Annotated in this window: 23 protein-coding genes and 2 pseudogenes; 20 read left to right on the top strand and 5 right to left on the bottom strand. The window is 66.7% G+C overall.

Going from position 1 to position 25074, the window contains the following annotated elements:
• Positions 1-23 precede the first annotated feature (23 nt).
• The 14 genes and pseudogenes from R5H29_RS19710 to R5H29_RS19645 all read left to right on the top strand — a co-directional run bounded on the left by R5H29_RS19710 (position 24) and on the right by R5H29_RS19645 (position 12614).
• Positions 24-1340 (top strand): hypothetical protein, encoded by a 1317-nt coding sequence (locus R5H29_RS19710; RefSeq protein WP_049409613.1) that lies wholly within the window; start codon positions 24-26, stop codon positions 1338-1340.
• A gap of 100 nt (positions 1341-1440) precedes the next feature.
• Positions 1441-2145, top strand: a complete 705-nt coding sequence (locus R5H29_RS19705) for a C39 family peptidase (protein WP_049481097.1) — start codon at positions 1441-1443, stop codon at positions 2143-2145.
• A 12-nt stretch (positions 2146-2157) separates the two neighbouring features.
• A complete protein-coding gene (locus tag R5H29_RS19700; RefSeq protein WP_021202351.1) occupies positions 2158-2907 on the top strand; it encodes a hypothetical protein in 750 nt (249 codons plus the stop codon).
• Between the two features lie 46 nt (positions 2908-2953).
• Complete coding sequence (locus tag R5H29_RS19695; RefSeq protein ID WP_164143794.1) at positions 2954-4246, top strand: transporter; 1293 nt, start codon at positions 2954-2956, stop codon at positions 4244-4246.
• Between the two features lie 45 nt (positions 4247-4291).
• A pseudogene (locus R5H29_RS19690) lies at positions 4292-4765 on the top strand (NAD(P)-dependent oxidoreductase); the annotation flags it as partial.
• A complete protein-coding gene (locus R5H29_RS19685) occupies positions 4754-5182 on the top strand; it encodes an NAD-binding protein (RefSeq protein ID WP_306341177.1) in 429 nt (142 codons plus the stop codon). The pseudogene R5H29_RS19690 and the gene R5H29_RS19685, both read left to right, overlap by 12 nt.
• A 101-nt stretch (positions 5183-5283) precedes the next feature.
• Positions 5284-6423 (top strand): SPFH domain-containing protein, encoded by a 1140-nt coding sequence (locus R5H29_RS19680; protein WP_227844307.1) that lies wholly within the window; start codon positions 5284-5286, stop codon positions 6421-6423.
• Positions 6424-6443: 20 nt separating this feature from the next.
• On the top strand, positions 6444-7796 hold the full coding sequence (locus R5H29_RS19675) for a TFIIB-type zinc ribbon-containing protein (protein ID WP_332329690.1): 1353 nt from the start codon (positions 6444-6446) through the stop codon (positions 7794-7796).
• Positions 7793-8050: a hypothetical protein gene (locus tag R5H29_RS19670; protein ID WP_046983345.1), complete on the top strand. Its 258-nt coding sequence runs from the start codon at positions 7793-7795 to the stop codon at positions 8048-8050. Before R5H29_RS19675 ends, R5H29_RS19670 begins: the two co-directional genes overlap by 4 nt.
• 209 nt (positions 8051-8259) lie before the next feature.
• The gene (locus R5H29_RS19665) at positions 8260-8844 is read left to right on the top strand and encodes an AprI/Inh family metalloprotease inhibitor (protein ID WP_332329689.1); all 585 of its coding nucleotides are present in this window, start codon (positions 8260-8262) and stop codon (positions 8842-8844) included.
• A gap of 69 nt (positions 8845-8913) precedes the next feature.
• Positions 8914-9873 (top strand): cation diffusion facilitator family transporter, encoded by a 960-nt coding sequence (locus R5H29_RS19660; protein ID WP_227844304.1) that lies wholly within the window; start codon positions 8914-8916, stop codon positions 9871-9873.
• A 72-nt stretch (positions 9874-9945) separates the two neighbouring features.
• On the top strand, positions 9946-10581 hold the full coding sequence (locus tag R5H29_RS19655) for a DNA-3-methyladenine glycosylase (protein WP_026346997.1): 636 nt from the start codon (positions 9946-9948) through the stop codon (positions 10579-10581).
• Entirely contained in the window at positions 10581-10775 is a 195-nt protein-coding gene (locus R5H29_RS19650) for a hypothetical protein (protein ID WP_019659790.1), read from the top strand. The genes R5H29_RS19655 and R5H29_RS19650 overlap by 1 nt, the downstream gene beginning before the upstream one ends.
• 120 nt (positions 10776-10895) lie before the next feature.
• Positions 10896-12614: a PAS domain S-box protein gene (locus R5H29_RS19645; protein WP_329858971.1), complete on the top strand. Its 1719-nt coding sequence runs from the start codon at positions 10896-10898 to the stop codon at positions 12612-12614.
• On the opposite strand, the gene xth is transcribed toward R5H29_RS19645, so the two are convergent.
• Positions 12615-13406 (bottom strand): exodeoxyribonuclease III, encoded by a 792-nt coding sequence (xth, locus tag R5H29_RS19640; protein WP_332329688.1) that lies wholly within the window; start codon positions 13404-13406, stop codon positions 12615-12617.
• A gap of 160 nt (positions 13407-13566) precedes the next feature.
• Here xth and R5H29_RS19635 point away from each other — a divergent pair, with 160 nt between their 5' ends.
• Positions 13567-15153, top strand: coding sequence for an alpha-amylase family glycosyl hydrolase (locus R5H29_RS19635; RefSeq protein ID WP_332329687.1), 1587 nt, complete (start codon positions 13567-13569; stop codon positions 15151-15153).
• Here R5H29_RS19635 and R5H29_RS19630 read toward each other — a convergent pair.
• Complete coding sequence (locus tag R5H29_RS19630; protein WP_332329686.1) at positions 15123-16109, bottom strand: TIGR03885 family FMN-dependent LLM class oxidoreductase; 987 nt, start codon at positions 16107-16109, stop codon at positions 15123-15125. The two genes, R5H29_RS19635 and R5H29_RS19630, sit on opposite strands and share 31 nt — an antisense overlap.
• A gap of 59 nt (positions 16110-16168) precedes the next feature.
• On the opposite strand from R5H29_RS19630, the pseudogene R5H29_RS23000 reads away from it, so the two are divergent.
• The 3 genes and pseudogenes from R5H29_RS23000 to R5H29_RS19610 all read left to right on the top strand — a co-directional run bounded on the left by R5H29_RS23000 (position 16169) and on the right by R5H29_RS19610 (position 18118).
• Positions 16169-16551, top strand: a pseudogene (locus R5H29_RS23000) (sensory rhodopsin transducer).
• A 100-nt stretch (positions 16552-16651) separates the two neighbouring features.
• Positions 16652-17518 carry an SDR family oxidoreductase gene (locus R5H29_RS19615; protein ID WP_332329685.1) on the top strand — a complete coding sequence of 289 codons (867 nt, stop codon included), beginning with the start codon at positions 16652-16654 and terminating at the stop codon, positions 17516-17518.
• 6 nt (positions 17519-17524) lie between these two features.
• Complete coding sequence (locus tag R5H29_RS19610) at positions 17525-18118, top strand: mechanosensitive ion channel domain-containing protein (protein ID WP_155029604.1); 594 nt, start codon at positions 17525-17527, stop codon at positions 18116-18118.
• Positions 18119-18370: 252 nt separating this feature from the next.
• On the opposite strand, the gene R5H29_RS19605 is transcribed toward R5H29_RS19610, so the two are convergent.
• Entirely contained in the window at positions 18371-19483 is a 1113-nt protein-coding gene (locus R5H29_RS19605; protein ID WP_332329684.1) for a DNA glycosylase AlkZ-like family protein, read from the bottom strand.
• Between the two features lie 12 nt (positions 19484-19495).
• Entirely contained in the window at positions 19496-20098 is a 603-nt protein-coding gene (locus R5H29_RS19600; RefSeq protein WP_180876815.1) for a TetR/AcrR family transcriptional regulator, read from the bottom strand.
• 256 nt (positions 20099-20354) lie between these two features.
• Here R5H29_RS19600 and R5H29_RS19595 point away from each other — a divergent pair, with 256 nt between their 5' ends.
• Together R5H29_RS19595 and R5H29_RS19590 are read left to right on the top strand one after the other, a co-directional pair.
• Positions 20355-22550 (top strand): TonB-dependent siderophore receptor, encoded by a 2196-nt coding sequence (locus tag R5H29_RS19595; RefSeq protein WP_332329683.1) that lies wholly within the window; start codon positions 20355-20357, stop codon positions 22548-22550.
• 208 nt (positions 22551-22758) lie between these two features.
• Positions 22759-24147, top strand: coding sequence for a phosphatase PAP2 family protein (locus R5H29_RS19590; RefSeq protein ID WP_332329682.1), 1389 nt, complete (start codon positions 22759-22761; stop codon positions 24145-24147).
• 115 nt (positions 24148-24262) lie between these two features.
• On the opposite strand, the gene R5H29_RS19585 is transcribed toward R5H29_RS19590, so the two are convergent.
• Positions 24263-24634 carry a hypothetical protein gene (locus R5H29_RS19585; RefSeq protein WP_332329681.1) on the bottom strand — a complete coding sequence of 124 codons (372 nt, stop codon included), beginning with the start codon at positions 24632-24634 and terminating at the stop codon, positions 24263-24265.
• Positions 24635-25074: the final 440 nt, after the last annotated feature.

The raw sequence follows: 25074 nt of genomic DNA, 5'->3' as shown, positions 1-25074 counted from the left end.
CACCTGATGAGAGAGAGGGCACCATGAAGGCGACCGTCAAAAAGACCATGCTCGCCATGGCGATTGCCACTGCCTCGACCGCCGCTGCGGCCAATGGCTGGGACAACCAGAACGCCAACGCGAACATCAACCACAACCACACCGTCAGCGAGACCCGCAACGACACGCACAACCACACCGACAACGACGTGCGCAACCGCACCGTCAACGTCAACGTGCAGAAGCACAGCAACATCCAGGCCGACGAACGCAAGGAAAAGAACAACCACGGCGTCGACGTGAACCTGGAGAAGGACCTGCGCCTGAGCACCGACATCAATTTCTCCGGCGACCCGAACATCACCGGCGACATCGACCTCGACTCGGCGGCCATTGCCGTGATCGACAACCGGCAGTCGATCAGCAACAACGCCACCAGCAACAGCCTGGTCACCAACAGCGCGTCGATCGGTGACAGCGTCGGCGCCGGTGCCTCGGGCAATCTGGGCTTCAATGTCGTCTCCGGCGACAACAATGCGCAGGACAACGCGGCCTCACTATCTGCGGCCGATGCGTCCTTCAGCTTCGGCATGGCCGACGCCGAGGTATTCGTCAACCAGGCCGGCTTCGGCAACGCCACCATGAACTCCGGTGTCACCAACGCCGCAGGTCTCAGCGGCAACGCCTTTGGCGGCGCGTCCGGCAACATCGGCGTGAACATCGCCTCGGGCAACAACAACGAGCAGAAGAACGCCCTCGCGGCCTCGGTCGCGACCACGGCGGTGGCTCAGTCGAGCATCAGCTCCAACCAGGTCTCCACCGGCAACACGGTCAGCAACGCCGGCTTCGTGCAGTCCTACACCGATACCGTGCAGGTCGGCATGCGTGGCGGCGTCAGCGGCCTGACACTGGCCTATGGCGCGGGCACCTACCGCGGCACCGGCAACGCCTACCAGATGGCCAACTACTACCTGGATACGTGGAGTGGCGAGCTGCCGCACCCGGGTGGCAACAGCACCGGCCATATCGATCTGGACAACCAGATCCAGAACGCCACGATGAACCCCAACCGGCCAGGGGTGGGCGGCCTGGGCTTCGATACGCGTGAGAGTGGCACCAGCCAGTTCGTCGAACTGGGCGTGGCTGACCTGTATGCCAGCCTCAGCGGCACGGTCAGCACCACGCGGTGGGTGAACGTCAATGCGACCAACACCTCGGCCTTGTCCGGCAGTGCCTTCTCGGGCGCCTCCGGCAACATCGGCGTGAACGTTGCTGCGGGCACCGGCAACCTGCAGGCCAACAGCCTGGCCCTGGCAGTCGCCCAGCCCAGCACCGGCGGCGGTGGTGGCAGCGGCGAGTAAGCGCAACACCCCGGCCGTCCGCCAATGGCCGGGTCCCCGGGAGCCCCTGTTCCTCCTCCCCCTTGGAACGGGGGCTCCCCCCTGCTGCCGGAGAACGTAGATGATCCGTTGCCCTCCATCGATGCGCCTGCTGGCCTGCCTGTGGCTGCTGGGCACCGCATCGGCGTGGGCCGGCGAGGTCCACTTCGCCGGCGTGCTGCCCAACGGCGCGCTGCTGCAGCAGAAGGTCGAAAGCATGCAGGAGCGGCGCTACCGCAACGTGGTGCGCCAGCACACCGATTACAGCTGCGGGGCAGCCGCATTGGCGACCATCCTGCGCCATGCCTATCACCTGCAGACCGACGAAGCGACGGTGATCGAAGGAATGATGGGGGTCTCCGATCCAGCGCTGGTGGCCGAACGCGGCTTCTCCCTGCTCGACATCAAGCGCTACGTGGAATCGCTCGGCATGCGTGGCCGGGGCTACCGCATCGATGAAACACGACTGCGCACCCTTCGCGTGCCAGGACTGGTGCTGATGGACGTGCGCGGCTTCCGCCATTTCGTGGTGCTCAAGCAGGTGCGCAACGGCATCGTGGAAGTGGCTGACCCGATCCTCGGCAACCGCAGCCTGGCGCTGCCGGAGTTCCTGGCCGCCTGGCCATCGCGCGCGGTCTTCGTGGTGATCGGCAGCGACTTCGATCGCAACACCGTTCTTCTGCAACCCAGCGAACGGCCAAGCGCCCGCGCGCTCTACGCGCGGCAAGGGCCGATCACCGATGCCGAACTGGTCGACTTCGGCTTCAGCCACGCCGACCTGTTCTGAGGAGGTACGACCATGTTCCGTCAACACGTATGGATGGCTCTGCTGCTGATGGCCCCTGCCCTGCCCCTGCAGGCCGCCGACGGCAGGACGGGGCGTGGACTCACGGAAATCCCCGACCCGGAGCTGAGCCTGATGCGGGGGCGCTACACCGTGGGTGGCAACAACGTTGCCTGGTTCGGGGTCACCATGGTGTCGCAGTGGCAGGCCAGCAACGGCACGACCCTGCAGGGCAGCCTGACCCTGGGCATGGACTTCCGTGGTGCTGGCGCGCCGAAGCTCAGCTTCCAGCCCAGCGTGCATGTCACGGCAGCCGATGCGCCGCTGCCCGATACCCACGGACGCAGCATCGACAGCAGCGGCCTGGCCAATGCCAGCGGCCTGGTGCAGAGCGTGCAGGTGGCCGGCGATGGCAATGTCGCGCGCAACGTCACCACGCTGACCGTCCGCGAGGGTGGCGTGCCGGCTGTTCTCTCTGATGGCGCAGGCAACGTCACCGCGCAGCCGGCCGGCGCCAGCGCGACGGCCGTGCTGGAAGGCAACCAGGCACACCTGCTGCTGCAGGTGGATGGCCAGGGGCTGGTGCAGCAGTGGATCCGCAATGGCAGCGTCGGCCAGGGCATCGCCCTTACCGGTGACGGCCAGATCGCCAGCAACCAGCTGCGGCTGGAGCTGGTGCGCAACGCCGTGGGCGGCAATCTGCCGTTGAGCCAGAACGTGGCCCAGGCGATTGCGTTGAACCGCGGCATGGGGCCGGGCCAGTAGCAGGGCCTGGCATTGGGGGAAACGCTCCACAACGCAGGACACGAACATGCACACCCTGATGAGGATCACCCCGTTGGCGCTGGCGGCGCTGGCGGGCACCGCCCTTGCCGTGCCGCCGACGCCTGACGATGGCGCCGACGTGCAGGCCCTGGCCAACCAGCTGGAACAGCTGAAAGCCAACTACGCACAGGAAGTGCGGCGGCTGCGCGAACTGGACATGCAGGTGCAGGCCATGCAGGCGCGCCTGGGCGGGCGGGTTGGCCCGGCTTCGACCCCACCGGCCGCGCCATTGGCGCAGGCGGCGGCCGCCGCGGTTCCACCGAGCAGCGAGGGCTACGCCAGTACCGCTGCCGAGGCCCAGCAGGCCAGGCAGGAGTCGCGGCGCAGCGTGGACGACGCGAAGCAGCAGCAATCGGCCCTGTTCTCCCGTCGCTTCACCGTCGAGAACAGCCTCACCTACGCCCGCTATGACCGCAAGCAGCTCACCCTCAACGGCTTCCTCGCGTTGGACGCGATCTTCCTCGGCAATATCGCCATCGAGAACGTGGAGTCCGACTCGCTGACCTATAACGTGGCAGCCCGCTGGGGCGTCAGCCCGAACCTGACCCTCAACCTGGATGTGCCCTACCTGGCGCGGCGCACCGTGTACCAGAAAGGCGGCGCGGGCGGTGCAGCGGCCGCCGTCGCGCAGGAGCAGACCAACGGCAACGGCCTGGGCGACATTGGCCTGAGCGCGAACTACCGGCTGTTCGGCGAACGCGGCTGGCGCCCTGAGACCGTGCTCACGGCCGGTGTCACCGCCCCCACCGGGCGCGCGCCCTACGGCCTGGACTGGAAGGTGATCGAACGCGATGACGACGACTACATCCGCTTCGCCGTGCCGCGCGAGCAACCCACCGGCAACGGCGTATGGCAGGCCAACCTCGGCCTGTCGATGGTGAAGACCGCTGACCCGGCCATCCTGTTCGCCAACATCGGGTACGTGCACTCCATCCCTCGCGGCTTCAGCGACATCGACAGCAATCCGGATACGGTCAACCCAGGCGACGTGAAGCTGGGCGGCTCGGTGTACTTCGGTGCTGGGGTGGCCTTCGCATTCAACGAGCGGACCAGCCTGAGCCTGTCCTTCAGCGACCGCATCAGCGCCCGCGCCTCCACCCGCTTCCAGGGTGGCAAGTGGATGAAGGTGATCGGCAGTGACGCCAATGCGGCATCACTGAACCTGGGCGTGACCTATGCGTTGAACCAGCACACCACGCTGGTAACGTTGCTGGGCATCGGACTGACCCCGGACGCACCGGACTTCACGCTGGCGTTCAAGATTCCTTACATGCTCTAGCGGCCACTGCCCATGGCATGATGGGCGCTCTGCGGCCAGCGGACGTCCATCATGCGCATCGGATTCCTGGGACTTGGAGTGATGGGAACGCCCATGGCGGCCCATCTGGCTCGCGCAGGTTACGAGGTATGCGGCTGGTCGCGCTCCGACCGCAACCATGCGGCCGCGCGCACCGCCGGCATCAACGTCTGCGAGGCGGTGGACGAGGTATTCGCGGCCTGCGACACCCTCATCCTGATGCTGGCCAATGACGATGCCATCGACAGCGTGCTCGATCGGCATGGCGCGGCGTTTGGCGAGCGGGTCGAGGGCCGCCTGCTGATCAACATGGGTACCAGCTCGGCAGCCTACTCACAGGCGCTGGCCGAACAGATCCGTGCCGCGGGCGGCCGCTACGTGGAAGCGCCGGTGTCTGGCTCACGCGTGCAGGCCGAAGCGGCGCAACTGGTGATCCTGCTGGCCGGTGCCGATGTCGACCTCGCGGCAGCCGCCCCACTGGTTGCACCGATGGGCAGGCAAACGGTGTGCTGTGGTGCAGTGCCGTCCGCACTGCGCATGAAACTGGCGGTGAACCTGTACCTGATCACCTTGGTCACCGGCTTGGCCGAAGCGGTGTACTTCGCCGAAGCACACGGCATCGAGCTTGACCGCTTCGCGCAGGTGCTCAACGCAGGGCCGATGGCCAGCGAAGTATCGCGAATCAAGCTGGACAAAATGATCCGTGGTGACTTCAGCGTGCAGGCGTCGATCACCGACGTGCGCAAGAACAGTGGGCTGGTAGCCGCTGCCGCCCATGAGGTGGGCATGCATGCGCCCTTGATCGACGCCAGCGACGCGCTGTTCGCACAGGCACTGGCGTCCGGATCGGGGGCGCTGGACATGGCGGCCGTGCTGCAGGCGGTACGGGCCGGGCCAACCGGCACTGGCCGGCGCTGATCCGGATTCATGTTCCGGCACTACTGCCGTCCTCCACCGCTGCTATATTCAGTCCAGCTCGGCAGGCATGGTGCCTGCCTTCGAATCACAGGGAGTTGGTCATGGGTCTGGTACAGGCGGTGAAGGGGGCGGTTGGCGGTGTGCTGGCCGACCAGTGGAAGGACTTCTACACCGTGCCGGCGGGCCTGCCGTCCACGGCCGCCCTGTTCGCGGCGGTGCCGCAGGGCACCAATGCCGGCCGCGGCTCCAACACCAGCGGCTCGTCCAACATCATCACCAACGGCTCGAAGATCATCGTGCCCGAAGGTTACGGCCTGCTGCTGCTCCAGGACGGCGCGATCACCGCCTTCGTCGCCGAACCGGGTGGCTACGAATGGCGTTCGGACGACCTGAACTCGCAGTCGATCTTCGCCGGCGACGGCCTGGTCAGCACCTTCATCAAGCAGAGCTGGGAACGCTTCAAGTTTGGCGGCCAGCCGGGTTCGCAGCAGGCGGCCTATTTCGTCTCGCTGAAGGAACTGCCGGACAACCGCTTCGGCACCCAGTCGGAAATCTACTGGGACGACGGTTTCCTCAACACCCAGGTAGGCGCGGTCACCCGTGGCTCGTACACCCTGAAGATCGTCGACCCGATCCTGTTTGTGAAGAACTTCGTGCCGGCCAGCTACCTGCGGCCGGGCCAGGTGTTCGACTTCACCGATCTGGACAACGCCGCTGCCAGCCAACTGTTCAATGAAGTGGTCGGTTCGCTGGCCCCGGCCTTCAGCCTGTATACCAACGATCCGGGCAAGGGCAACCGCATCACCAAGCTGCAGCAGGACTCGCTGGGCTTCGCGCAGAGCCTGTCCGCCGCCGTCGAGCAGGGTTACCAGTGGAAGTCCGACCGCGGCCTGGCCATCGTCAAGACCGCCATCGTCTCGATCGAGTACGACGCCAACACCCGCGAACTGCTGAAGACCGTGCAGCGCGCCGATGCGCTGTCCGGTTCGCGCGGCAATTCCAACCTGCAGGCCAGCGTCGCCCAGGGCATCCAGTCGGCCGGCGAGAACGGCGGTGCGGCGGGCCTAGTCGGGGTCGGCATGGCCTCGGGCATGTTCGGTGTGGGCGGCATGCAGCAGCCGGTCACCCCGGCTGCGGATGACCCGGTGGCCAAGCTGAAGAAGGCAAAGGAAATGCTGGACCTGGGCCTGATCACCCAGGGCGACTATGACGCCCTGAAAGCCAAGGCACTGGGCCTGTAACAGCAGAACGCACAACCCACATGTCCGATCCCAGAAACGGCCCACCGCCGCTGCCCGGATCCGTGCCCGCGACGCCGCCGCCCCTGCCGGCGGCGTCGTTGGATGGGCCCGGTTCGCCGCAGGACGTCCCTCCCCTGCCCGGCAGCTTCCCGCTGGACACCTCGAAGCTGCCGCAGGCCATCCGCGATGAAGTGGAAGCGCCCGATCCTGTGGCCATCGATACCTCGGCCAGCGAGCTGAAGGACGGTCTCAACCGCTGCCCGAAGTGCGGCGCCACCGACATCCGGCCCAAAGCCGGGACCGATATCCTGGTCTGCCTGTACTGCCGTCACGGATGGCATGGCGCGCGGGTCGAGGAAGAATTCGGCCTTGGCGAAGCCATCGACCAGCTGCGTGGTACGGTCATCGCCTCCGGCGCGCGTGACATCGATGCCGACACCTCGGCACTGATGACGTTCAAGTGCACCGGGTGCGGCGCCGAAGTCACGGTCAATACCGAGAGTACGATGACGGCGCGTTGCCACTGGTGCCGCCACGTCTTCGGCGTCAACGAGCAGATCGCCAACGGCGCGGTGCCCGATGCGGTGCTGCCCTTCCATATCAAGAAGGACGATGCGGTCGCGCGCATCCGCCAGTTCGTCGACAAGCGCCGCATGTTCGCGCTGAAGGCATTCAAGGATCAGTTCACCCCGGAGAACGTGGTGGGCGTGTTCCTGCCCTACATGATCGTCGACAGCAATGTCAGCGCGGCCGTGGCCGGCAAGGGCGAGATCCAGACCCGGCAATACACGGTCGGCACCGAGAAGAACAAGCGCACCCTGTACGACGCAGATGTCTACCAGGTCGAACGCCAGGTCGATTTCACCGTTGATGACCTGCCCCTGGAATCCTCGGCCGAGCGCGGCAATCTGGATACCCGGGCCAACACCAACAACATCATCAACACCATCCTGCCATTCGACACCAAGAACGCGGTGAAATGGAACGCTTCGTACCTGGCCGGCTTCACCTCTGAAAAACGCAATCTCGACGTGGAAAAGCTGCGGCCGCGGCTGGAAGACCAGCTTCTGTCGATTGCCCGCGCACAGGTGGAAGGTTCGGTGAGGCGCTACAACCGTGGCGTGCGTTGGGAACAGGAACAGCTGGAGGTGCATGGAACGCGCTGGGTGTCGATGTACCTGCCGGTGTGGTTGTACTCGTATCACCAGCCCGGAAAGAACGGCGGCATGCTGCACTACATCGCGGTGAACGGCCGTACCGGCGAAACCATGGGCAGCGTGCCCGTGCAGCAATGGAAGATGCTGCTGGCGGCACTGGCCACCGGCACCATCATTGAAGCCCTCGCAATTGCCTTCCTGGTAGCATCGACATGAGCGACGACAGTGGACTCTGGCTGTTGGCGGCAGGTCCAGCCGGCGCGACCGCGCTGTATTGGGCGCTGTACCGCTATTACCGCAACACCGACAAATCGCATTCCTTCGAGCACGAGACCGAAATCGAGGCACAGCCCGTGACCGGTTCGGACCAGCAGGTGGGCCGGGTCACCGGCACCGAGGAAAAGCGCATCCGCGGTGACAACGTGTACGAGTACCGGAAACGGGTGGTAAGGGTGAAACCCGACCAGTAGAGCCAAGCCATGCCTGGCTGCGGGAGGTGCCGGCCGCGGGCCGGCATTCCTTCGGCTCTGGGCGTCAAAGGGGAGCCGGCCAGCGGCCGGCACTACCCTTCAGCGGACAGCACCTGTTCTTGGCTGGCTTGCCTCAGGGCGCGCCCTCACACCGTCTCCCACCCCACCGGTTCGATACTCGCGCGATCCACCCTTCCGAGGATCCTGCGATGGCTGCTCTGCTTGCCCGTAGCTGCCTGTCGGCGCTGTACTTCCTGGCCCTGCCCGCCCTTGCCCAGGACGCTTCGTTCGGCTTCGGCGAACAGACCACCCACACCGACCACACCACGCAATCCAGCAGCACCCAGACCCAGACCAGTGGTTCGATGACCACGCAGACCACCACCAGTGGCAGCTCCCAGTCCGAGTCGCGCACCGAAAGCAAGGAGATCGACGTGGGCTTCGGTTTCCACGACGACAACGACGACTGGAACCATGACCGCCACCGCGGCGACCGCGATGTGCGCGACAGCGATCTGTTCGGCAGCTGGACGCTGGGCCAGGAGAACGGCAGCACCTGCACCATCGAGCTGAAGAACAGTGAGTGGTTCGGTGGCTACAGCGCCTACGTGCCTGCCGGCTGCCCGGACGGCTTCTTCTCGGCCAACCGCTGGGTACTGTCGGGCAACCAGCTGCTGCTGACCGATACCAACAACACCGTATTCGGGCGCTTCCGCGCGTCAGGAGGCGGGCGCTGGTCGGGGTTCCGCGAGCCGGATGGAGCCCGGCTTTATCTCAATCCCAGGGGGCGTTGACCGCGACGTGCACGCGATGGGCACGGGCAGACCGCGAAGATCAGCCGTCCACCGTGCCCCGCTGCTGACATGTCCGCTCCCACCGGTTCCCGCCTTGTCATCTATGCCGCGCTCGCGGGCAACCTCGCCATTGCGATCGCCAAGTTCATCGCCGCCGGCATCTCCGGCAGCTCGGCCATGCTCAGCGAAGGCGTGCATTCGCTGGTCGACACCCTCAACGAGGTGCTGCTGCTGTACGGGCTGCGCCGCGCCGGCAAGGCGCCGGACCCGGTACATCCGTTCGGCTATGGCCGCGAACTGTACTTCTGGAGCTTCATCGTCGCCCTGCTGGTGTTCGCTGCCGGCGCCGGTGTGTCGGCCTACGAAGGTATCCAGCACATCCGCCAGCCGGAGCCGGCCACCAACCACGCGTTGAGCTACAGCGTGCTGGGCATCTCCATCCTGTTCGAGGGTGCCTCCTGGTGGGTGGCGCTGCGCGAGTTCCGGCGTACCAAGGGCAAGCTTGGCTACTTCGAAGCCTTCCGCCGCAGCAAGGATCCTTCCACCTTTACCGTGCTGCTGGAGGATAGCGCGGCCCTGCTGGGCCTGGGTTTCGCACTGATCGGGCTCGTGGCCGCACAGATCCTGGACATGCCGGTGCTTGATGGTGTGGCGTCGCTGTGCATCGCGGGCGTGCTTGCCGCCACCGCCTTTCTTCTCGCACGCGAAACCAAGGGACTGCTGGTGGGTGAGCCGGCCCACCCGGCGGTGGCCGAGCGGATCATGGCCGTGGCGGAAACCGATCCAGACCTGCGCCGCGCCAATGGCGTGACCACCATGCAGATGGGCCCGGAACAGGTCGTGGCCATGCTCAGCGCCGAGTTCGAGGATGACCGGCGGACCCCGCAGATCGAAGCCTGCATCACCCGCATCGAAACGGCGGTGAAGCGCGAGTATCCGGAACTGGTGGCACTGTTCATCAAGCCACAGACGCCGGAGGTCTATGCCGCACGGAGAGCCGCACTGGCCGCCGGTCCTGCGCAGCAATGACACTGCGTCTGCGCCCGTTTCACCTGCCTGATGCCACAGTGCCATCACCGTTTGCCCGAGCCTGCCTCTACCGTGCCGGATTGGTTGCCTGCCTCTCTTCAGATCCTCCCGCGCAGCTTCTACCGGCGCCCGCCCGTCGAGGTTGCGCCCGAGCTGCTCAACAAGCTCCTGGTCCGTGACGATGGCCGGGCCGGTCGCATCGTTGAAGTCGAAGCCTACGCGGGCAGTGTCGATCCGGCCGCACACTCCTATCGCGGGCAGACGCCGCGCACGGCCAGCATGTTCGGTGAGGCCGGCCACCTGTATGTCTATTTCACCTACGGGATGCACTGGGGCAGCAACGTTGTCTGCGGCGAAGTGGGTGAAGGCGTGGCGGTGCTGCTGCGGGCCATCGAGCCGCTGGTGGGCCTGGAGCGCATGCGCGAACTGCGTCCCGCCGCGCGCCGCGACCACGATCTGGCCAGCGGGCCCGGCAAGCTCTCGCAGGCCTTCGGGCTGGACCGCAGCTTCGACGGCGCTGATCTGGTGACCGGCAACCACGGCATTGTCATCGTCAGCGACGGCGTGCCGCCGCCGGAGGATCCAGTGGTCGGGCCCCGCATCGGCATCACCCGCGCTGTTGATTTCCCCTGGCGCTGGCACGTCCGTGATCATCGTCACGTATCGATACAGCCACGCCGCGCTCTCTCCCCGGCGAGGAAACGATGATGACCCCGCTCGACAAACCGCTGCGACGCGAACTGGACATCGATGGCCAGCCCTACACCCTCATCGTGGACCCCGAAGGACTGAAGCTGGTTGAAAAGGGGCGCCGCAAGGGCATCACGCTGCGCTGGCAGGACCTGGTGTCCGGTGATGCCGCGCTGGCTACCGCCTTGCAGGCATCGCTCCGGCAACACTGAGCCGGTGCGCGCGCCTCACGCCGGCATCACCCTGCCATGGCGATACATAACGCCGCACGCACTACCGTGATCCAAGACAGCCGCCGCAACCGCCCTCGCCACCCAGCCCTGAAAAGCGCCATGGACGAAGCCGAACGACTGCTCGAAATCGAACGACTGCACCTGTTGGATACGCCCCCGGAGCCGGTGTTCGATGCCATCGTCGCCGCCGCCCGCGCCGCGACCGGCCTGACGATGGGCCTGATCACCGTGGTGGCCGAAGACCGCCAGTGGTTCAAGGCCAACATCGGCCTTGAGGGCGTCAGCGAGACGGCTCGCGAAATTTCCTTCTGCACCCATGCCATACGCCAGGACGAGCTGTTCGAGATACCCGATGCGCGCCAGGACCCACGCTTTTCCACCAATCCGCTGGTGACGGGTGGGCCGCGCATCCGCCACTACGCTGGCATACCTCTGGGCTCGGCGCACGGCGCACGTATCGGCACGCTGTGCCTGCTCGACCCGATGCCCGGCGTGCTGTCCCCCTCCCAGCGCGAACTGATGGTGCATCTGGCGCGGGTCACCACCCAGGTGCTGGAACAGCGCAGTACCCTGATGGCGCAGGTTGGCCAGGCGAAAGCGCTGCATCGCGAGCTGAAACGCAGCGAAGACTTCCTGGAGCGCACCAACCGCGCGGCGCGGGTGGGCGGCTGGGAGATGGACCTGGTCACCAACGAAGTGCGCTGGACCCGCGAGACCAAGCAGTTGCACGGCGTGCGCAGCAACTTTGAACCGACGCTCGACACCGCGCTGTCGTTCTATCGCGAAGACAGCCGCAACATCATCCGCGCGGCAGTGCAGCGTTGCATCGACGAAGGCACGTCCTGGGAGGTGCAGCTGCCAATGACGACCGCCGACGGGCGCGCGATCTGGACCCGGGTGGTCGGCAGCCGGCAACAGGTCGACGGCCATCCGCGCCTGGTCGGGGCCATCCAGGACATCACGGATGAGCGAGCCGCGCTCGACGCGCTGGAAGCCAGCGAAACCCGCTACCGGCGACTGTTCCACTACAGCCTGGGCCTGATCTGCACCCACACGCTGGACGGGACATTGACCTCGGTGAATCCGGCGGCGGTGCAGTCGCTGGGCTTCGAGGAAAGCCAGATGATCGGGCGCAGCCTGTGTGACCTGATGCCACCGGAAAAGCGCGAGGGCTTCAAGGCCTACCTCGCCCGGATCCAGGCAAACCACACCGACGCTGGCGTGATCGAGCTGATTGCCGCCGATGGTACGCGCCATTACTGGGCGTACCACAACGTGCTCGACAACGAAGCCAGCCCGCCCTACGTGCTGGGGCATGCGCAGGACGTCACCGCGCTGAGGATGCAGGAGCAGCAGCTGCGCGACATGTCCTTCAAGGATCCGCTCACGCAGTGCTACAACCGGCGTTACCTGCACCGGCTGGATGAACTGATTGACGAGCGCTGGGCGTGCGTGATGTTCGATCTGGACCATTTCAAGCACATCAACGACACCCAGGGCCACCGCCGTGGCGATGCCGTGCTGGTCGAGTTCGCCACCTTCCTGCGCTCGCCGCTGGGCAAGGACGAGACCGTGGTACGGCTGGGTGGCGACGAGTTCATGGTGGTGCTGGTCGCGCCCGAAAATGGCCGGTTGAGCGAACTGGAACACTGGTACCAGGACCACGCCGCGCTCTCGCCCAGCGCGTTCTCGATGGGTGCGGCCATCAACACGCCCGGCGAACCCGTGGCCGACACCATCCAGAAGGCGGACAGCCGCCTGTACCGCACCCGCGCGCGGGTACGCCGCGAGCGGCGCGAAGACCCAGCCGCACGCTGATCACGCCCTGACCGTCACCCAGGCTGGCGCGTGGTCGCTGGCCTTTTCCTGCAGTCGTACCCAGCGGTCGACGCCGGCATCCTTCAGTCGCTCCGCCAGTATCGGATTCAACAGCAGATGATCGATGCGCAGCCCACGGTCGCGCTCGGCATGTTGGCGGAAATAGTCCCAGAAGGTGTAGATCGTGGCGTCGCCGTGCACCTTTCGCAGCGCATCGGTCCAGCCCTGCGCGAGCAGCCGCTCGAAGGCATCGCGAACCTCGGGCAGGAACAGCGCATCGCGGCGCCAGGCCTTGGGGTCGTAGACGTCGGCTTCGGTGGGAATCACGTTGAAATCACCCAGCAGCAGCGCCGGGTGCGGCAGCTCGACCAGGCTGCGCGCATGCCGGATCAGGCGTTCCATCCAGCGCAGCTTGTAGTCGAACTTCGGCCCGGGCTGCGGGTTGCCGTTGGGCAGGTAGAGGGCACCCACGATGACGCCGTGCACCGCTGCCTCCAGGTAGCGACTCTGCGTATCCTTGGGTTCGCCCGGCAATCGGCGGCGGCTCTCGACCGGCACGGTGCCCCGGGCCAGCAGCGCCACGCCGTTCCAGCGCGCCTCACCCTGCCAGAGTGCACCGTAGCCGGCCTCTTCCAATGCCGCAGCGGGAAACGCGGCGTCGGTCGCCTTCAGTTCCTGCAGGGCAACCACATCCGGCGATTCCCTGTGCAGCCATTCCAACAGCTGCGGCAGGCGTGTGCCGATGCCGTTGACGTTGAACGTCGCAATACGAAGCGTTTTGCGGCGGGACATGGCTAGAGGCTCCTCGGCGCATCGAGTGAGCGTTCACAGTGCGCGTCCGGGCATGCAGGGGCCGTGGATGCCGCGTCATGATGCGGTGCCGTCCGGTTCACGGACCGCTGCCATGTCGCGCAGCAGGCTGGTCACACTTGAACGGTGCTGGAGCGGCCCAATGGCGGTGCGTCCGCTGCGCGCGATCTACCAGGTCGACCCCTACCTCTTCCGCGACAGCAATGGGCGCGGCTGGGGCACTCTGGATGGCATCACCGAAAAGCTGGACTACCTGCAATGGCTCGGCATCAGCCACCTGTGGCTGCTGCCGTTCTACTGCAACGCCGGCCGTGACGGTGGCTACGATGTCACCGATCACTACCGCATCGATCCACGCCTGGGTGACGAGGCGGCGTTCCAGCGCCTGGTCGATGCTGCCGCCGCACGCGGTATCGGCATCATCGTCGAGCTGGTGATGCAGCACACTGCCAGCGCCCACCCGTGGTTCGTCGCCGCGCAGCGGGGCGACCCGGCATGGCGCCGCTGGTACCTGTGGAGCGACCACGTGCCCGACGACGGCCTGCAGCCGATGTTCCCGCCGATCGAGGCCTCTGCCTGGACATGGGACGCCGAGGCCGGCGCGTTCAACCGGCACATGTTCTACCGGCACGAGCCAGACCTGGAGCTGGCCCATGCGCCGGTACGCGAGGAACTGCTGCGGGTGATGACGTTTTGGATGCAGCGCGGCGTGGCCGGCTTCCGCGTGGACGCTGCTCCGTACATGGTCGAGCGCGCGCGACACGCCGACCCCCGCGACGACGGGCTGTGGCTGCTGGAGGAAATGCGCGCCACGGCAGACGCGCAGCAGCCAGGCCTGCCGCTGATCGGCGAAGCGGACGTCCCCGCGTCGCGCTACGGTGACTTCCTCTGCCATGGCCGGCGGCTTTCGCACCTGCTGGATTTCCACCTCAACAATCATTTCTTCCTGGCCCTGGCGCGCGGCGACGCCAGCGAAGTGGCCCGGGTCATGGCCGAATACGGACCGCAGGCGCCGCCGCACACCCGCATCGCCTGGCTGCGCAACAACGATGAGCTTGACCTGGAGCAGCTGGAGCCGGAGGAGCGCGAAGCGGTGATGGAGCGCTTCGCCCCTGAGCGTGGCATGCGCATCTATGGCCGTGGCATCCGTCGCCGGCTGGCGCCGATGCTGGAGGGCGACATCGCATGGCAGGGTATGGCTTGGGCGGCATTGCTGTCGCTGGGCCAGGTACCGGTGATCCGCTATGGCGAAGAGATCGGCCTCGGTGACTGCCTGGAGCTGCCAGAGCGCAATGCCGTGCGCATGCCGATGCACTGGCACGGTGGACCAGCGGCGGGGTTTACCGATCAACCGCTGCATGCCTGGCGCGCACCACCGGCAGACGGCCCGTACGGTTACCGCACGGTGAACGTCGAGGCGCAACGCGCGACGCCAGGTTCACTGCTGCTGCGGGTGCGCGAGCTGCTGCAGCAGCGCAATGCTCATCCCGTGCTGCAGCAGGGTCCTCACACGCTCGACCCGCCATCTCCCGCGCTGCTGATGCTCCGCTACGGTGAGGCACCCCATCAGGCGCTGGCACTGATCAACTTCGGCGACGAGCCGGTCGAGGTGGACGTGCCCCTGCGCGGTCCGTTGAACACGCTGGTTGGCCGCGGCGCCAAGCTGCAGGATCGCCGCTGTTACCTGCAGGGCCATGGCTATACGTGGCTGGCCGCCGAGGGTGCCTGAGTGCGCAGCGCAGGCAGTACGTGCTCGGCGAAATCATCGATGAAGCGTTCCTGCTCGCGGTTCACGTTGTGCAGGTAGATGCGATCGAAGCCCAGTCCCTGCAGCTCCTGCAGCCAGGCCCGATGCTGGCCCAGGTCTGCCGAGACATGCACGTGCTGGCGCACCACCTCGGCGCTGACCGATCGGGCCTGTGCTTCGAACTGTTCGGGCTGGTCCAGCCCTTCGGCCAGTTCCGGCGGCAGCACGTTGGCGCTCCACTGCTCCATCGCACCTTCCAGCGCCGCCTGCTCGGCGCGCGCGTAGGACAGCTTGGCCTGCAGGTACATCGGCTTGCCCCTGCCACCGCCGTCCTCGAACGCCGCCACCACACGCCGCAACTGCGCCAGTGGCTGGCTGATGGTGATCAGGCCATCGGCCCAGCCCCCCATCCAGCGTGCGGTTTCCTCGGTGACGGCCGCCCCCAGCAGCGGCAGGGGAAGCGCCGGGCGACTGTAGAGCCGTGCCTGGCGCACCTGGAAGCCACCGCTGTGGTCGACTCGCTCGCCACCCCACAGCCGCCGCATCACCTCGGCCGCATCGCGCAGTGCCTTCTGCCGCTCTCGCTTGGCTGGCCACGGCTGGCCAGTAACGCGCTCATTCAGCGCCTCGCCGGTGCCCAGCGCCAGCCAGATCCGGCCCGGCGCCAACTGCTCCAGCGTCGCCGCTGCCTGTGCCACCAAGGCCGGGTGCTGGCGCAGCATCGGGCAGGTCACCATGCCCAGGGTCAACGCGCTCTGCACCGCCAGCGCGCCGGCCCATACCCAACTGTGGCCGGACTGCCCTTGCGCGGTCGTCCACGGGTGGAAGTGGTCCGAGCACATCAGGGCCTCGAATCCCGCCTGTTCGGCGCGCAGCGCCAGGCCCAGCAAGGTGGCGGGCGGGAACTGCTCATGCGATGCGTGGTAGCCGATGGTCATCACGGATTCCGTGCGGGGACTGGACACGATGGCAACACCCCTCCAGCTAAAACGGCGTCATGGAAACGAACGCTTCCTGCATCGGGCATCGACGCTGGGCTATCGCCGAGGGCTACATTCCAGCCTGGAGCAACGGCCCAGCACCGGAAATGCAGAGTCACGAAACCTGCTGCGTCCTCAATGCCGGCAACGAGGACGCGCATGTCACGCTGACCCTCTACTTCGAAGACCGTGATCCGGTGGGCCCCTACCGGGTCACCGTGCCGGCGCGACGCACTTGTCACCTGCGCTTCAACGACCTGCAGGATCCGGCGCCGTGCCGCGCGGCACCGGCTTTGCCACCCTCGTTGAATCCGACCAGCCGATCATCGTGCAGCACACGCGGCTGGATTCGCGTCAACCGGCCAACAGCATCATGACCACCATCGCCCATCCGCTGTGAAGTCCTGCGCGCACACATCCACGCCGCAACGACACCGCGCCGTCCGGCCGTTTACCGCCATGGAGGGAGACTGGCCCCGGTTTCCTTCCGGAGAGTGACGATGGCCCTGCCCGACTACCCACGCCCGCCCTTCCCCGCCCAACAGCAATCCTTCCCCGGCAAGACCGCGCAGATGCAGCCCCGGCCGGACCACGGCGAGGACAGCTACCGCGGGCATGGACTGCTGCAGGGCAAGAAGGCACTGATCACTGGCGGTGACAGCGGCATCGGCGCGGCGGTGGCGATCGCGTTCGCGCGCGAACGCGCCGACGTTGCCATCGCATTCCTCGATGGAGAGCAGGACGACGCCCGCCATGTGCAGCAGCAGATCGAACAGGCCGGGCGCAAGGCCGTGCTGGTGCCCTGTGACATCAGCGACCCGGCGCAGGCGCGCTCGCTGGTCGACCGCGTGGCCAGCGAGCTTGACGGCCTCGACATCCTGGTCAACAACGCGGCCTACCAACGCTACTACGAGCATTTCGACGACATCACCCTGGATGACTGGAAGCGGACGTTCGATACCAACGTGCATGCCGTGTTCAATCTGACCCGGCTGTGCGTGCCACATCTTCGCGGTGGCGGCGCGATCATCAACACGGCGTCGGTCAACTCCAAGCGGCCGACGCCGAACATCCTTCCCTATTCTGCAACCAAGGGTGCCGTCGCCAACCTGACGCTGGGGCTGGCCGGCCTGCTGGCCGAACATCAGATCCGCGTCAATGCCGTGCTACCCGGCCCGATCTGGACGCCGTTCATTCCCGCTGGCATGGCCGCCGAAGAGGTCGAACAGTTCGGCGCGCAGACGCCGTTCGGCCGCCCCGGACAGCCGGCCGAGCTGGCCTCAGCCTATGTGATGCTGGCTTCGGACAGCGCCAGCTATACCTCCGGCGCACTGCTGACCATCTCCGGCGGCGCGGCAACACTGTGACCCCTCATGGCCGGATTGCCCGCCTGGATCCAGGATTGGCTGACCGTGGTTGTGCCGGTGGCCGAGGTGCTGGCCATCCTCGGCGTCGCGTGGGTGATGGTGCGCGCGCTGGCGTGGCTGCTGGTGCAGGCCCGGCAGCGCGGCAGGCTGGCGCCAGAGCTTCATGTGGGCCTGCGCCGCGGCGGTGCATTGCTGCTGTATCTGGCGGCCGCGCTGCTGATACTGGAGCGGCTGGGCGTTTCGCGCTCGGTGCTGTGGACCGCGCTGACCGGGTTCATGGCGGTCGGTGCGGTGGCGTTCTTTGCAGCGTGGAGCGTGTTGTCCAACCTGTTCTGTTCGTTCCTGATCGTGGCTACGCGCCCGTTCCGCATCAATGACACCATCGAAGTGCTGGAAAGCGTGGACAAGCCGGGCTTGTGCGGTCAGGTGGTGGACATCAACCTGATCTACACCACGCTGAGTGATCGTGGCGAAGGCGCGCGCGGCTGTCTGCTGCGCGTGCCCAACTCCTTGTTCTTCCAGCGCATCACCCGCCACTGGGGTGACAGCGGCTATTCCCAGCTGCCGGGAAGCGTGCCGATCAAAGGCAAGGTGCGCTGAGTAGCTGTAGAGCCGAGCCCATGCTCGGCTTGCTGCGCGCAGCGCTCGGTACGGCGCGACCTGAACGGAGTGCAGCCGAGCGCGGGCTCGGCTCTACAGGTGCATAGCGGGCGGCCCTATTCCGCCGTCAATGCCTGGATAGGTTCCAGCTGTGCAGCACTGTGTGCCGGGAAGCAGCCGAAGCCCAGTCCGATCACAGACCAACACATCAACGCGGCCAGCACCAGATAGGTACCCATGCGCCGCTTGACGCTACAGGAACTCCGCCATGCGCTGCAGCTCGTCGTCCAGCGCACCACCAAACACCTTGTCGCGGGCCAGCGACTTGCCGGCATAACCCACGTTCGACACCAACTCACCCTCGCGTGCGCTGAGATTGGCCCAGCCCACCACCTGGTCGTGCCACAACACCGGCAGCGCGTAGTAGCCGTACTGGCGTTTCGGCGCAGGCGTGTACGCTTCGAACTTGTAGACCCAATTCCACAACAGCTCGAAACGGCGGCGGTCCCACACCACCGGGTCGAACGGCGCCAGCAGGCGCACCTGTTCGTCCGGCGCATGGCGGCGCGAACGCGGATTCTCGTCCGCCGGCCAGTACCAGGTAGTGCCCTCCAGCGTGCAGCTGGCCAGCTGCTGCTTTGCCAGTGCCAATGCCTTGCGGGTCTGCTCGGCCAGATGCGGCGCACCATAGCCCAGCAGGCGCACCAGATAGGTCAGGCTGGCCGAGGGCAGCGGCGCGTACTTGCGCACCACCAGGTCGATCAGGGCGGCGGCCCGTTCAACCTGCGCCTGCTCGCTGGCGTCCGGCTCGGCGTGCTCGGCCACTGCATAGATGCGGGTGCCACTATCGCGCCGCTGCACCCGCAGGAGGCCACGGTAGTGCATGCCGTCAAGCAGATGCGTGCTTGCGTTGCTGGTGCCGCCCCAGTAATTGGTGACCCGCCCATGCGCGAACGCCTGGTCCACCTCACGCGGGTGCACGCTGCCGCGCTCGCGCACGAAGGCCAGCACGTCGGCGGCGCGGCGTTGGGTCTCGGCGTCCCATTCGCGCTTGGACACGCGCGGGTGCATCAGTGCCAGATGCTCGCGCGGCAGGAAGCCGTAGTTCACCAGGCAATCCTCTTCCACCGGCAGGCGGGTATACCGGCGCTCAAGATCGCCTGCGCGATAGTCCTTCACCCGGTGCCGCAGGGTCAGGTCCTGCGCGCGCGCCGGTGCCCTGATCGGGTCGGCCTGCACGAAGCCCAACCGTCGTATCGCGGTCAGCAGCGTGGTCGGCTTGAACAGGGTGCGCGCCACCGCGTAGCGGCGAAGGTCATTGAGAGTGGGCGTGGCAGGCATGGCCGCATTGTAGAGCCACGCCATGCGTGGATGGGGTCACGGCAATCCGTCCCCGTCGTCCGCATCCAACAACTGCAACGACCCGATCACCAGCGCCCGCATGCCCTGCTTGAACTCGGTGATCACCTGCCCCTCCTCGTCATCCGCAATCGCGTAGATGGTGTCGGCGCCGGCGATGCAGTAGAACGCGATCGTGGCCAGCAGCCAGCGCGCCTTGTCCACCGGCAGGCCGAACACCTCGGCCACGTGCGCCTGGTGCGAGGCGATCTTTTCCAGCATCGGCGCGGTCGCCACCGTGCGCCGCAGCAGGTACGGGGGCAGCCCGGGATGCGCCTTCACCACCTCGCACAGTGACTCCACGAACACCGTCAGGTAGCCCTGCAGGCCACCCGCCGCATCGGCCGAGGCGCGGGGGATCTGCCAGCGCTGGAACACGGCTTCGGCCACCAGCCGCTTCAACGCCTCCAGGTTGGCCACGCGCTTGTACAGCGCCGCCTGGGTCACCGCCAGTTCGGCGGCCACGTTGGCCATGGTCAGGTTGGGCAGGCCCAGACGGATGCCGATGTCAGCCAGGCGCTCCGGGGTGATGGTGGGCGGGCGGCCACGGGTCGGCGCCGTTGGATCGGGGTGCGGGCTCATACGGTGCGTGTTCATACCCTGCCGAGGGTGCCAGCAAAGGGACCCTCTTGTCCGCTTCGGTCTATTTAGTTTAATTTACTCAACTAATTCGGAATGCGTCTGGTTCGCACTCATGGCGCCGCCCGGATCGAGCCCCGTGGCTCACTTTCCGCCAGGTCCCCACCCAGCCAACAACCCTGCGCTGCGCCCCTCTTCCCGTGCGTGCCGATGGCCGCGCGCGAGGCGCGCTCGCCCTCGCGATTCACAGGACCCTGGCATGACCGTGTACCCCTTCTCCTCTCCACAAATCCGAGCTGCCGCCGCGTTCTGCAGCCAGCCACTCCCACACGGCCTGGCGCGGCGCTACCGCGCATCGGCGCTCGCGCTTGGCCTGATGGCATCGTGCGCCGCGCTGGCCGAAACCGCGCCGTCCACCCTGCCCTCGGTGCAGGTGCAGGAACAGCGCCGCGTGACCGGCGACTATGCCGGCGGTCAGGTGGCCGCCGGCGGCCGTATCGGCCTGCTCGGCGACAAGGATTTCATGGACACGCCGTTCAGTACGGTCAGCTATACCGAGTCCTTCATCCGCGACCGCCAGGCCAAGGACCTGACCGACGTCATCGCCGCCACCGACCCCACGGTGTTCAGCAACGGCGTCACCGGTGCGTGGAGCGAGAACTACGCGATCCGAGGCTTTGCCTCCAACACCAGCGACACCACCTTCAATGGCCTCAGCGGCATGGCGCCCTACTACCGCACCTCGCCGGAAATGTTCGAGCGCATCGAAGTGCTGAAGGGCCCCTCCGCGCTGCTCAACGGCATGCCGCCGGGTGGTTCGGTCGGTGGCAGCGTCAACCTGGTCCCCAAGCGCGCAAGCGAGCAACCGCTGCTGCGGGTCAGTGCCAATTTCGCCTCCGATGCTCAGTTCGGTACCCATGTGGATACGGGTCGCCGCCTCGGTGCCGACAATCAGTTCGGCATCCGCTTCAACGGTGCCTACCGTGATGGTGACGGCGCCGTCGGCAAGCAGCGCAAGAAGGTACAGCTCGGTTCGCTGGCACTGGACTGGCGCGGCGAACGTGCGCGGCTGTCGGCCGATCTGTACAGCGCCGATGACCGTGTTGACGGCCCCTCGCGTGGCGTCGGCCTGGCACCGGGTGCGGCCATTCCGCGCCCGCCGCGCGGCGATACGCTGATCAACCCGGACTGGGCCTACATGGACAGCCAGGACAAAGGCGCGATGCTGCGCGGCGAGCTGGACATCAACGATAGCCTGATGGCCTATCTGGCCTACGGCACCAGCAAGACCGACTACCGCTACAACGGTTCGATCAGCGCGCAGATCCTCAATCCAGCTGGCGACTTCACCACGGTGATCGGCCAGCTCGCCTTCAATATCAAGAAGCAATCCGCAGATGCTGGTCTGCGTGGCAGTTTCCGCACCGGCGCTGTCGGCCACCAGTGGGCCGCCAACGTGACCCACTACCAGCACACCCAGAACGACTACGGCCGGCGCAGCGTACCCGGCTGGGACTGGACCACCAATCTGTACAACCCGGTATGGGGCCCGGCCGCGCCGTTCGTGGCACCGCACATCTCGCATACCGAACTGCGGCTGGACAGCCTCGGCGTCGCCGACACGCTGGCCTTCGCCGATGATCGCGTGCAGTTGACGCTGGGTATACGCCGTCAGCAGGTGGTCAGCGAAACCTTCAACGTGGCCAGCGGCGCACGCACCTCACGCTACGACGAGAGCGCCACCACCCCGGCTGCGGCGCTGCTGCTGAAGGCCACCGACACGATCTCCCTCTACACCAACTACATCGAAGGCCTTAGCCAGGGCGCCACCGCGCCGATGACCGCCGCCAATGCCGGCGATGTGTTCGCACCGTTCCGCACCAAGCAGAAGGAGCTGGGCGTGAAGCTGGACTTGGGCACCTTCGCGCACACCTTCAGCGTGTATGAAATCAAGCGACCGAGCAGCTACACCGACCCGGTCACGAATATCTTCTCGTTTGGCGGCGAGCAACGTAACCGGGGTGTGGAATGGGGCTTCTTCGGTGCACCGATGGACGGCGTGCGCCTGCTCGGTGGCATGGCCTATGTACAGCCGAAGCTGACCCGGACGGCTGGCGGCGTGAATGAAGGCCGCATGGCCACGGCAATTGCGCAGCGGCAGGCCAAACTCGGTGTGGAATGGGATGTGCCCGCGCTGGAAGGCCTGACCCTCACCGGCAATGCCACGGCGATGTCGAAGCAGTACATCAGTGCCGACAACCGCCTGTCGGTGCCTGGGCGGACGTTGTTCGATGTCGGCGCGCGCTACAGCACCACACTGGCCGGCAGGCCGCTGGCGCTGCGCGCCACCGTCAACAACGTGACCAACAAGGCGTATTGGGGCATGCCGTTGCTTTCCAGCCTGGCGCTGGGGGCACCGAGAACGGCTTTGTTGTCGGCAACCATGGATTTTTGAGCGGGCATGGAACTCCTGTAGAGCCGAGCCCATGCTCGGCTCTCTTCCATTCCGTCACGCGATCTGCGCCCACCCTCGTTCGCACTGCGGCATGCATCCGTGCATGGCGTGGATCCACAAAAACGCACTATCGGATTCGTACGAATCCGATAGTGTCCCTCCCGGCGGGACGCCACCATCGACGTGACCCTCCCCACGCGATGGTGCCATGCCCCTTCCAGCCCTCCCTTCGTTCGCCGCCTCATTGCGGAATGTGCTGCTCGCAACACTGCTGTTGGCACCCCAGCTGGCCAGCGCCGCCTCGGTCTGCGTCATGCGCTCGGGTGAGCGCATGCTGCTGGTGCAGGACGTCACCTCGCGCTGGCAGCTGCCTGGTGGTACCGCGCTACACGGTGAGCTCCCGCCGCAGACAGCCCTGCGCGAAACGTGGGAGGAGACCGGCCTGCAGGTCGCCACCACCGACCTGCTGGAAGACGACGCCGGTGTCCATGTGTTCGCCTGCCGCGCGACCGAGCCCATACAGGTGCAGGGGGCTGCCATAGATGTCCTGGACGCCCCGCATCTCGGGCGCGAGCTCATCCAGGCGCGCTGGGTCACCCGCGACGAAGCCCGCCAGCTGAGTACGCGCTTCCCGCAACAGCTGGAGCACGCCTATCGGCGCCTGCACGCAGTAGCCGAGAGTGAAGTACGCCCCGTCGCGCGCTTCGGGCCCGCCTCTGCCTTCCGACAGGCGGAGCTGGATCGCGTGCAGCGCACCCAGCAGTGGCCGGTGCGCGGGCTGGCGGTGGTGGGCAACGCCCTGGGCGAATTCTGGTTCTATCTGCTGGCGATGCCAGTGCTGTGGGTGGCGTTCGGCGCGCAGGCAACGCGCCTGATGCTGATGGCGTTGATGGCCGTCACGTTGGCCGTGCAGAGCATCAAGGTCTTCGTTCCCGTGCCGCGCCCCTTCAGCTTCGACGCCACGCTCAGCCTGGCCGGTGCCGCCGGCCCTTCCCTGCCCAGCGGGCACACCACCAGCGCTACCTGCTTCTTCGTGCTGGCCGCGCTGTGGTTGTTGGCACGCCAGAACATCACGGGCAAGTTCAAGACTGCGGCAGTGCTGGGCATCGCGCTGATGGCCGGGGTAATCGCCGGGATGGCCCGGGTCTGGTTGGGGGTTCACTATTGGAGCGACGTCGCTGCGGGGTTGTTGCTGGGCAGTGCGGTCGCGGCTGGTATCCACGCGTTGGGGACATCGCTGGCCCGCCACGAACAGCCGGCGGTGCGCGAGCGGATCTGCTGGGGTGTCATCGCCGTTGCCAGCCTGGCCGTGGGCGTAGCCGGGCAGGCCACGCCGCTGCTGTTGCCGTTCTGCGTGGCTGCCGCCTGTGCAGTGGTGCCGCGTGTCGGCCGGGAGCGTTCGTCGATGGGCTCGGCAGCATGGCTGCTGGCCGGCCTGCTGGTGCTGGGTGGCGTGTGCCCGCCGATGGCACAGCGCGCCGAACCGTTCGTGCTTGCGGCCGGCCTGCAGGCGCTGGTCTACATAGGCCTGGGCGCGTGGGTGGCGTGGGGTGCCAGCGCGGTTGCCACGTGGCGGCCGATGAGGCACCAGCGGTAGCGCCCACGCATGGCGTGGCTCTGCTGTAGCGCCACGCCATGCTCGGCTGCGTTTTGTCCGGTGAGCCCAGCGTGGGCCCGGCCCTACATGAACAGCATCCACGCATGGTGCGGATCTATTCGGGGTGCAGCCGGAAAATGGCGTGGTTGGTCAGCGCCAGCGCGGCCAGCTTCAACCCTTCCATCACGCGGTCGCCCACGTAGTGTTCCGGGCCGCCATTCTGGCGGGCGCGCTCGGCGGCCAGCAGGATCTCGTTGACGATGCGCAGGCCGGCCAAGGCGCCGTCGCTGTCGGCCAGCGCCAGGCAACGGCCGGGCAGCTGATGCCGCTCGGGCCAGGGCTGGCCGTCAGCGGCCACGCCCAGGCCGATCTGGTGCAGCAGCGCGATGAGGTTGTTGGGGTCGGGCTTCGCGCTCGCTTCCTCGCCCTCATCGGCGTTGGCCGGGGCGTACCGGCTGCGCAGAGGGGGAATGTCCGATGGGTTCATGGCAGGTCTCCGTACAAGCTACGGTGCCACCGCCCTTAACAAAGGCGGCGGGACGGTACGTGTGTGGAAACCGGTGGTCGATTAATCGGCCGGTGGGCGCACTTGCGTACACCCCACGTACCGCCCGCCATGGAACGCGAGCGGATTGCCAGCCGGCGCCACACGAGGCGACGCCGACTGGCAAGCGCAGACATCAAACATCAATCGACCAAACGGGTTTCCACACCCGGCCACCCTTTTCCGGTGGCAACCCATCATGCGCACAACCGGCTTGCCATCAGCAAGCGCTGCGGTGCACAGACGGAGACATTCATGCAGCGGGCGGCATTGTCGCACACCCACAGACGCCCGTGTTTCAGGGCTCGCGCGTGCCGCTGCCACGCTTCCCAACTGGGCCCGGCACATCCCCAACTGCCAGCGCCTCGAACCCGCAGCAGCGC

It is taken from the genome of Stenotrophomonas sp. A3_2 (genome assembly GCF_036624925.1).
GTDB classification, from domain to species: Bacteria; Pseudomonadota; Gammaproteobacteria; order Xanthomonadales; family Xanthomonadaceae; genus Stenotrophomonas; species Stenotrophomonas hibiscicola.
This window is presented reverse-complemented; position numbering and strand designations above follow the sequence as displayed.

Coding starts and splice junctions, on each gene's coding strand:
- R5H29_RS19710 (WP_049409613.1), top strand. CDS start 24: ATGAAGGCGACCGTCAAAAAGACCATGCTCGCCATGGCGATTGCCACT.
- R5H29_RS19705 (WP_049481097.1), top strand. CDS start 1,441: ATGATCCGTTGCCCTCCATCGATGCGCCTGCTGGCCTGCCTGTGGCTG.
- R5H29_RS19700 (WP_021202351.1), top strand. CDS start 2,158: ATGTTCCGTCAACACGTATGGATGGCTCTGCTGCTGATGGCCCCTGCC.
- R5H29_RS19695 (WP_164143794.1), top strand. CDS start 2,954: ATGCACACCCTGATGAGGATCACCCCGTTGGCGCTGGCGGCGCTGGCG.
- R5H29_RS19685 (WP_306341177.1), top strand. CDS start 4,754: ATGGGCAGGCAAACGGTGTGCTGTGGTGCAGTGCCGTCCGCACTGCGC.
- R5H29_RS19680 (WP_227844307.1), top strand. CDS start 5,284: ATGGGTCTGGTACAGGCGGTGAAGGGGGCGGTTGGCGGTGTGCTGGCC.
- R5H29_RS19675 (WP_332329690.1), top strand. CDS start 6,444: ATGTCCGATCCCAGAAACGGCCCACCGCCGCTGCCCGGATCCGTGCCC.
- R5H29_RS19670 (WP_046983345.1), top strand. CDS start 7,793: ATGAGCGACGACAGTGGACTCTGGCTGTTGGCGGCAGGTCCAGCCGGC.
- R5H29_RS19665 (WP_332329689.1), top strand. CDS start 8,260: ATGGCTGCTCTGCTTGCCCGTAGCTGCCTGTCGGCGCTGTACTTCCTG.
- R5H29_RS19660 (WP_227844304.1), top strand. CDS start 8,914: ATGTCCGCTCCCACCGGTTCCCGCCTTGTCATCTATGCCGCGCTCGCG.
- R5H29_RS19650 (WP_019659790.1), top strand. CDS start 10,581: ATGACCCCGCTCGACAAACCGCTGCGACGCGAACTGGACATCGATGGC.
- R5H29_RS19645 (WP_329858971.1), top strand. CDS start 10,896: ATGGACGAAGCCGAACGACTGCTCGAAATCGAACGACTGCACCTGTTG.
- xth (WP_332329688.1), bottom strand. CDS start 13,406: ATGTCCCGCCGCAAAACGCTTCGTATTGCGACGTTCAACGTCAACGGC.
- R5H29_RS19635 (WP_332329687.1), top strand. CDS start 13,567: ATGGCGGTGCGTCCGCTGCGCGCGATCTACCAGGTCGACCCCTACCTC.
- R5H29_RS19630 (WP_332329686.1), bottom strand. CDS start 16,109: ATGACCATCGGCTACCACGCATCGCATGAGCAGTTCCCGCCCGCCACC.
- R5H29_RS19615 (WP_332329685.1), top strand. CDS start 16,652: ATGGCCCTGCCCGACTACCCACGCCCGCCCTTCCCCGCCCAACAGCAA.
- R5H29_RS19610 (WP_155029604.1), top strand. CDS start 17,525: ATGGCCGGATTGCCCGCCTGGATCCAGGATTGGCTGACCGTGGTTGTG.
- R5H29_RS19605 (WP_332329684.1), bottom strand. CDS start 19,483: ATGGCGTGGCTCTACAATGCGGCCATGCCTGCCACGCCCACTCTCAAT.
- R5H29_RS19600 (WP_180876815.1), bottom strand. CDS start 20,098: ATGAGCCCGCACCCCGATCCAACGGCGCCGACCCGTGGCCGCCCGCCC.
- R5H29_RS19595 (WP_332329683.1), top strand. CDS start 20,355: ATGACCGTGTACCCCTTCTCCTCTCCACAAATCCGAGCTGCCGCCGCG.
- R5H29_RS19590 (WP_332329682.1), top strand. CDS start 22,759: ATGCCCCTTCCAGCCCTCCCTTCGTTCGCCGCCTCATTGCGGAATGTG.
- R5H29_RS19585 (WP_332329681.1), bottom strand. CDS start 24,634: ATGAACCCATCGGACATTCCCCCTCTGCGCAGCCGGTACGCCCCGGCC.